Origin of the sequence: Bifidobacterium saguini DSM 23967 (genome assembly GCF_000741715.1) — a bacterium.
GTDB lineage: Bacteria > Actinomycetota > Actinomycetes > Actinomycetales > Bifidobacteriaceae > Bifidobacterium > Bifidobacterium saguini.
In genome coordinates this window covers 149633-156477 of sequence record NZ_JGZN01000016.1, presented here as the reverse complement: position 1 = coordinate 156477, position 6845 = coordinate 149633, and the positions used below count along the sequence as shown (strand labels likewise).

12 protein-coding genes are annotated in these 6845 nt (G+C 60.5%); all 12 read left to right on the top strand.

Translation table 11 applies throughout. The features are described from left to right. On the top strand, positions 1-283 hold a 283-nt coding region (locus BISA_RS13115), incomplete at its 5' end, for a hypothetical protein (protein WP_162178592.1). Beyond that, entirely contained in the window at positions 280-636 is a 357-nt protein-coding gene (locus BISA_RS10475) for a hypothetical protein (RefSeq protein WP_033891842.1), read from the top strand. The genes BISA_RS13115 and BISA_RS10475, both read left to right, overlap by 4 nt. Before the next feature lie 42 nt (positions 637-678). Further along, the gene (locus BISA_RS12990; protein ID WP_156099608.1) at positions 679-1407 is read left to right on the top strand and encodes a hypothetical protein; all 729 of its coding nucleotides are present in this window, start codon (positions 679-681) and stop codon (positions 1405-1407) included. After that, the gene (locus BISA_RS10465) at positions 1353-1778 is read left to right on the top strand and encodes a hypothetical protein (RefSeq protein WP_033891839.1); all 426 of its coding nucleotides are present in this window, start codon (positions 1353-1355) and stop codon (positions 1776-1778) included. The genes BISA_RS12990 and BISA_RS10465 overlap by 55 nt, the downstream gene beginning before the upstream one ends. A 14-nt stretch (positions 1779-1792) precedes the next feature. Beyond that, positions 1793-1960, top strand: a complete 168-nt coding sequence (locus BISA_RS12985) for a hypothetical protein (RefSeq protein ID WP_156099607.1) — start codon at positions 1793-1795, stop codon at positions 1958-1960. A gap of 361 nt (positions 1961-2321) precedes the next feature. Then, positions 2322-2735 carry a DUF3846 domain-containing protein gene (locus BISA_RS10460; protein ID WP_051917537.1) on the top strand — a complete coding sequence of 138 codons (414 nt, stop codon included), beginning with the start codon at positions 2322-2324 and terminating at the stop codon, positions 2733-2735. 152 nt (positions 2736-2887) lie between these two features. Further along, positions 2888-3373: a hypothetical protein gene (locus BISA_RS10455; protein WP_033891838.1), complete on the top strand. Its 486-nt coding sequence runs from the start codon at positions 2888-2890 to the stop codon at positions 3371-3373. A 92-nt stretch (positions 3374-3465) separates the two neighbouring features. Next, entirely contained in the window at positions 3466-3987 is a 522-nt protein-coding gene (gene ssb, locus BISA_RS10450) for a single-stranded DNA-binding protein (protein WP_033891837.1), read from the top strand. 365 nt (positions 3988-4352) lie between these two features. After that, positions 4353-4520 carry a hypothetical protein gene (locus tag BISA_RS12980; protein WP_156099606.1) on the top strand — a complete coding sequence of 56 codons (168 nt, stop codon included), beginning with the start codon at positions 4353-4355 and terminating at the stop codon, positions 4518-4520. A 49-nt stretch (positions 4521-4569) separates the two neighbouring features. Further along, entirely contained in the window at positions 4570-5235 is a 666-nt protein-coding gene (locus tag BISA_RS12975; RefSeq protein ID WP_152597238.1) for a hypothetical protein, read from the top strand. A 151-nt stretch (positions 5236-5386) separates the two neighbouring features. Further along, positions 5387-6067 carry a hypothetical protein gene (locus BISA_RS10440; RefSeq protein WP_033891834.1) on the top strand — a complete coding sequence of 227 codons (681 nt, stop codon included), beginning with the start codon at positions 5387-5389 and terminating at the stop codon, positions 6065-6067. Next, entirely contained in the window at positions 6064-6831 is a 768-nt protein-coding gene (locus BISA_RS12970) for a hypothetical protein (protein ID WP_152597237.1), read from the top strand. The genes BISA_RS10440 and BISA_RS12970 overlap by 4 nt, the downstream gene beginning before the upstream one ends. Positions 6832-6845: the final 14 nt, after the last annotated feature.

Sequence of the window (6845 nt, the reverse complement as noted above, 5' to 3'; positions counted from 1 at the left end):
CRTGCCCGTATGGCAGGGCCGCTTCGCGGCCATCATGCCACACGGGCACGGCGGGGACACGCGCGGCTGCGCCATCAGGAAAACACAGGTGTTTTCGACTCTTTTCGGCCTGCTCAACCGTACCCGCGCCGCCGGCTCCGTCAACGCCGACGCACAACGGGCCCCTGCGGGGCCCGGAGCGTCGTCTTATGACCTCACCGGCTTGAACGCGGGTGCGCCTTCGCTGACCGAAAAGGTCAAAAAAACAAAAGACCTTCATTCCACACAGGAGACACAACAATGAAAACCCCAACCCGCCTCGACCGAATCGCCCTGGACCTCATCGCGGCTGCGACCCGCACCCTGGCAAAAGACCCCGACCTATACGCGTTCGAACTCTCCACCCCCGGAACCCTGCCGCAACTCATCGCCGACATCGCACTGGGCGACATCCTCGAAGGAGCCACGGGAGGAATGCCGGACGGCAACAGGCCCGAACCGCAGACCCTCGAACGACTCATCACGGAAAACGGCATCACCATCGAACAAGCCGACGCCGAAGTCCTCCGCCGCTACGGGGCCGCAGGCAGCGAAGACGACCGCTACAACGCGGTCCTCGGCATCATCGTCCGCCGACTCCTCAACGTCAACGACTGACCAACAGCGAATCCGCCGACCCCATACACAGGAGACACAACAATGAAAACCACGACCATCCCCATCTGGAACAACGACACGGCCACACTCGACGCCATCATGGACGACGCGCGCGCCGAAGCCATGACCCTAGCCGAGGAAACCATCAACCGCCACGGAACCGACCCCGAACACGACTGGCTCGTCAACGCCATCCTCGAAACAGGACTCCACTCCGCAGCAGCCGCAACCCCATGGCAGCCGCTGCAGGCCGAGGACCTCCGCAACGCCCTCGCCGGGATCGACCCATGGGCCGATCCACGACTCGGCCGAGCCGTCGCCGAATACAACAACGAATACCGGCACGACGAGATAACCAACCTCGACGCCATCCGACTCGAACGCCCGATCGCCATCACCGGCAAGGCGGGAGTCTGGCAAGGCACGAGAACCATGTGCAGCATCCTCCGCTTCGACACCCTCGGAGACATCCTCCGCCAAGCCCCGTGGAACGACATGGACATCGACGACTGGAGCATCGACGAGAACGACGATCTCAGATACACCGGCATCCACCACGACGGCACCAACACCTGCACCTACCGGCAGCTCAAACCGCGCCCGCATCAACCAACACACCGGATACAACGCCATCCAACGGATGAGCGAACCACTCGGCCCACTCATCCGCCACCTCTACGGCATCCAATGAACACCACGGGAAAGGAACAAGAACCATGTCATACCGAAGCTTCTACAACGGCATCATCCGCATCAACCACCCCACCATGAGCGCCGAACAACTCGAACAGACAGCCATCGACACACTCAGAACCATCACCGGCGGATGGATGGACCCGGACCACGGCATCACACGGGTCAGCATCGACCCGTTGGAAACCAAAGCCACCCACCGATGGAAGAACCCATGCAAAACGGTCATCCAGATCGAACCCGACTATGAGGAAACCTGGTACGACTGGCGCGAAGACATCGACCAGCTACGAGAAAAACTCAAACTGCAAGGCATCAACAGCGAAGGCGCCGTCTACCGTCACAGCGACGAAAGCGGCGAACCCGACTACGAACGCCTCACCATCACCACCGACACCTGCACAACCGAAATCGCATGGCCCACCTTCCCCGACGGCGAGGAATGGTGAGAAAAGGAAAACCCATGAAAAGACCGAACTTCACCCACGCCAGCCGCATCACCACCATCCGGCGAACCAGACGAAAAACACACGAACCACACACCACCAGAGAGGACCCCGAACTCGTCAGACTCATGCTCGCAGACCACGAAACCATTAAACGATACCGGACGGCCACCGCAACCATATGACCGGAGCCGTTCCACCCCTGGCTCATGGGGTGGAACGGCGGCCTCCGGCAGCCCAAGGGGCTCGAACCGCCCCTTGGGAAACCCCGCGTCCTCCGCCGCAAAAACGGCGGAGGACGAAACGGGCCAAGCCCTATCAGAGGAAGGAGCTCGCACGGCTCGCCATCCTCCCGTTCGACCTTCTTCGGCGGGCGATGACGATACCCGCGTCGCCGGGTTCTGTCAACGCCGACGCACATGCGGATCCCCTTACGGGGATCCGGAGCGTCGTCTTATGACAGAACCCGGCTTTGGCGGGGTACGCATCCGCTGACCGAAGAAGGTCAAAAACAAAAATCAGGCGACCAAGACAAGGAGAACCACCATGGCAAGGAACGACACCATCGACGTGCTCATCATCGAACCCATGAAAAACCCACGCAGGGCGACGATACCCAACACGCTCGAAAGCCTCCAGCATGCAGTCGGCGGCCTCATCGAAAGAATCGACCTCGGAGACCCCGAAGTCGACGGCTGGTGCAACGAGGAAGGCAAAATCAACGGACTCGCACCCAACCGCGCGATCCGATTCCTCGAAGACGGACCATACGGACGCAAAGAAGAAATCACCGACATCATCTGCGGCACATTCGTCATCACCGGATACGACGGAGAAGGCCACGAGACCAGCCTCACCAAGCAGCAAGCCGACCGATGGGAACAACGGTTCCACGACCCCGAAGCCATCTACCGCACGCCGACAGGCAGAATCGGCATGATCCCCGTACACGTCCTCTGACACACGCCCTTCCCTCCGAACCCCGGAGGGAAGGCGCCGGAAACCAAAACAAAACAAAAAAAAGACGCTTTCTCAAGTAGCACAATATAAAAAAAGTATGCTATACTTGGGGGTGTAAACAAGGAGGGTGAAACCCTCGGAAGGAGACGGACATGACCCAATACCGCATCACCGTCACCATGGCGAAGGACACCGACGCCACCGACGCAGGCGCATGGCAGATGAGCCTCGCCTGGCGCAAGAGCATCACCCTCGACCCGACCGCCACCGCCGAGGAAGCCGAACTCAGGAACCAGGCATGGGAGGGCATGGACGCGCAGGAGAACCCCGCGAACATCTGGAAGCAGGTCGACGCCATCCGCCACCGCGAACAGCGGCGCCTGCGCACCCAGGTCAAACAGCTCATCGACCTGCTCAACGCGCCGGCCCCGGCGCTCGACCCCAACGGCTACCGCCTCTGGGACCGCATCATGACCCTCTCCAACCGCCAATGCTGGCAATGGGAGCTCGCCAGCCCCCACAGCAGCTGCCTCACCGGCATCATGCAGGCCGCCGGCATCGACGACTGGCCACCCGAGCAAAGCATCCCCGACATCACCAACCCCATCATCACCATCAACCTCGCCATCAACGACTGACCGCACGAATATCAACGCCGGAAAGCCGTGAACCAACCAACCGACGCACAGCCGGGAAACAAGACGACACAACCACACAAAGGAGAACCACCATGGCAACCATCAACCTCATCCACATGACCGTCACGGGAAACGCCGGCCAAATCGAATACCGCACCAACCGCGAAGGCACCACCTTCGCCAGCTTCAGCATCGCCCAGAACGCACGCGTCCAGAACCAGCAGACCGGCCAATGGGAGGACGGCGCCACCACCTGGATCCGCTGCACCGCCGCCGGCCCCCTCGCCGAACACATGCGCGCCAGCGGCTTCACCAAAGGAACCCGCCTCGTCGTCACCGGCACCTACCAGCAGCGCGACTACCAGGACCAGAACGGAGCCAAACGCACCACCTACGAGCTGCACGCCGAAGACGTCGCAGCCTCCGTACGATACGCCACCGCCACCGTCACCAAGACCCAGACCGCCCAAGGCTTCACGGGACGCAGCCAAATCCAGACGGCCATGCCCGCCGGCAACGCATGGAGCCAGCCGGCACCGCAGCCGCAGCAGACCACCCAGCCCACATACACCGATGGATTCGCGCCCGCCAACCCGCAACAGCCCACCATCTGACCTATCGTCAAAACCGATACGCAGGGGATGCCGTCAACGATGGCATCCCCTTTTCCATGCCCAAAACAGGCGACAACGACGGCGGGAGGGGAGCCGGTTCGGAAAACAGGGTGCGCGTCTCAACGAACCAGGTGACTCGGGTGCCGTCGCATCCATACTGCTGCGGTCCGGGAATGCGGTAGGGGAGCAGGCCGTGGCCGTTCATGGTTTCGTTCCTGTCTGATTGATGCCGTCCGCATCATGCCATGGGTCTTGGATGTGCGCAACCGATCCACGCCGCGGGCTTCGCCCGGCCATGTCTCGGTTGCGCACATCCAAGACCCATGGCCCGCTGTTCCCGTCATCAACCAGAAAGGAACGAAACCATGAAGAACGACAACAACCAGACCACCGCAACATTCGACCCCTGGGCCCCAACGAAACCTACCGCGACCGAAATCCTCAACTACCTGAAGAACACCGGAACGTTACCTGAAGGGGAGCCTGTCGCACCGGAACGAATCTGCATTGACCCCTGGGCTCCACAAGACTAGAGCCAACCGGTCCGGCCGGGCCACCGGCCGGACCATTCCCAAACAACCAATGGACCAGCAAGAGCCAACAGCGGTCCACGCAGCCATACCGGGCCAGCGAGCAAGAGACACCGGTCCAAGACGAAAGAGCCAATGGGCCGGACCCGTATGGTCCAACAAGCGCCATACGGTTTCCACCGATATCGGAAACCCATGCATCGAAGACGAAAAAGAAACGATATCGGAAAGGCAACGGAGCCAAACGAATATCGGCAAGACCTCTCGAAAACCGATATCGCAAGGACGGAATCAACACGGGCCTAAAAAATATCGGGCGGAACATCCCCTCACGGGCCCATCGATATCGATTGCAACACCTCCGGCCCATTACACCGATAACGGGCCAATCAAAAAGAAACCGATATCGGAACCCACACAACGCACCCGCACTCCAGCCAACGACGCATCCGATGCACGAAAAAGCAAACAGGCAAAACGGAAAAAGAACGAGAAAACCAGTCCAACGCGACGAACGGAGCAGCAACGAGCCAGCGCAACCCGAACCACGCAATCCAGGCGAACGAACAACAAAAAGCAAGAACAAACCACAACCAACAAAACACCAAACAACCAAAGCCAAGAAGAAACCACAACCAAAGAAGAAAAACAACAAAACACCAAACCAAACAAAGAACCAAGCAAAAACCAAAGAAAAACACCAAACCATACCCAATAAAAAAAAGAGATGCACTTCTTGCACCCATGCCCTTGCGGGCACCGCCTTTCGGCGGAATAGCAACGAAATTAGCGTCCCTCGTGAGTTTCCACCCCGATATCGGACGTTTTGATATCGACCACGGTTCCGGCCGAGACCGGGTGGGGTTTCCATGGATGATGAAAACAGCATGGAAATGCCTCCGATCTGCCCGGTGTGCGGCCTGCCGGTGACTGAACGCTACCGGAGGAAACCGGGATACAAGCACGCGCACGGGGTCTGCGAGAGAAAGGACACGCACCGCCGCGAGCACGAACGCGAGCATGGTAGGAGGATGCGTGCGGAGGCTGAGCTGCTGGACGCGCGAAGCCGGGTGGACCGTTCGGCCAGGGCATTGATACGCGCCGTCGAGGAACGCAACCGGACCGTACGGCGGGCCAACCAGGCCATGGTCGAGGAATGCTACTGGCGCGTCAGGCTCATGATCGGGGTCATGAGCCTGACCCCGATGGATCTGGTCGGATACCGGGAGGAGTGGATCGTGGCCCTCGCCCGCGATATCGGGTCGAACGGCATGGGACGCATCGCGGACCTGACCGGTTGGAAAGACGCCAGACCATGGCTCCTCGATCCCGATATCGGCTCGGAGGGAACGGCCCGTCTCGTGGCCCCATGGCCCGATATCGGTCCAGACGATTGGATCGGCTACACCGCCGACCTGGACCACATGGGCAATCAGGGGAGAGCCATCGACATGGTCAGGCTCGTGGACCGCATCTGGAACGAGGACCACCACGGCACGAACCGCTCCGACCACGGCTGGTGGAGCCTCGAGAACAAGGACCCACGATGAACCGGCAGCCAACCGATAACGAGACCAGGAACAAACCGGTGGGCCACACCGAGCCGGAGGGCCAATCCGACCGGAAAACGAAAAACCATGACGGATACTGCAGATGGGAACACTGCCCGAACGGATACACCAGGCTATGGGATGACGGATTCTGCTCGAGCCGATGCCGCAGACAGGCGCGCAAGACGCACCCCGACCAAGTGCCGGCCGCATACTGCAGGCAATGCGGCAAACCGATCCGCAAACCGGCAAGCGGCCCCACACCGGACTTCTGCTCCCGCCAATGCCGCAACCGATGGAACAAAATCCACGGCATGAACGGAACAGGCCAAAAATGCGGAGAATGCGGCAAACCCATACCGCTGGGCAAGCGAGGACCGGACCCCGAATACTGCTCACAGAAGTGCGCCGACAGGCACCGCAACAAAGCCGCCAGGCAACGGAACTCAATCATCAAAGCGGCCAACACGACGCACCACAGGAAACTCACACTCCAGGCCGATGACCTGCAAGACCGAACGGAACGCGTCCGGCAGGAGTCCGACCAGCTCGCAAGGAACGAGGAACGTTGCAGGACGGAGACCGGAACCATGCTCGTCCGCATGCTCGCCATGGCCGCACGCCACGACCCCGGCAGCATCCAAAAAAGAACACCGAACGGATTCATCGCACGGCTCGCCATCCTCTGCGACCGGCACACGGCCCCGGGAACCGCAGCCAAAACCCTCACACACAACGCAATCCCACAACAGGAAATCGAATAAGCCGACACGGAAAG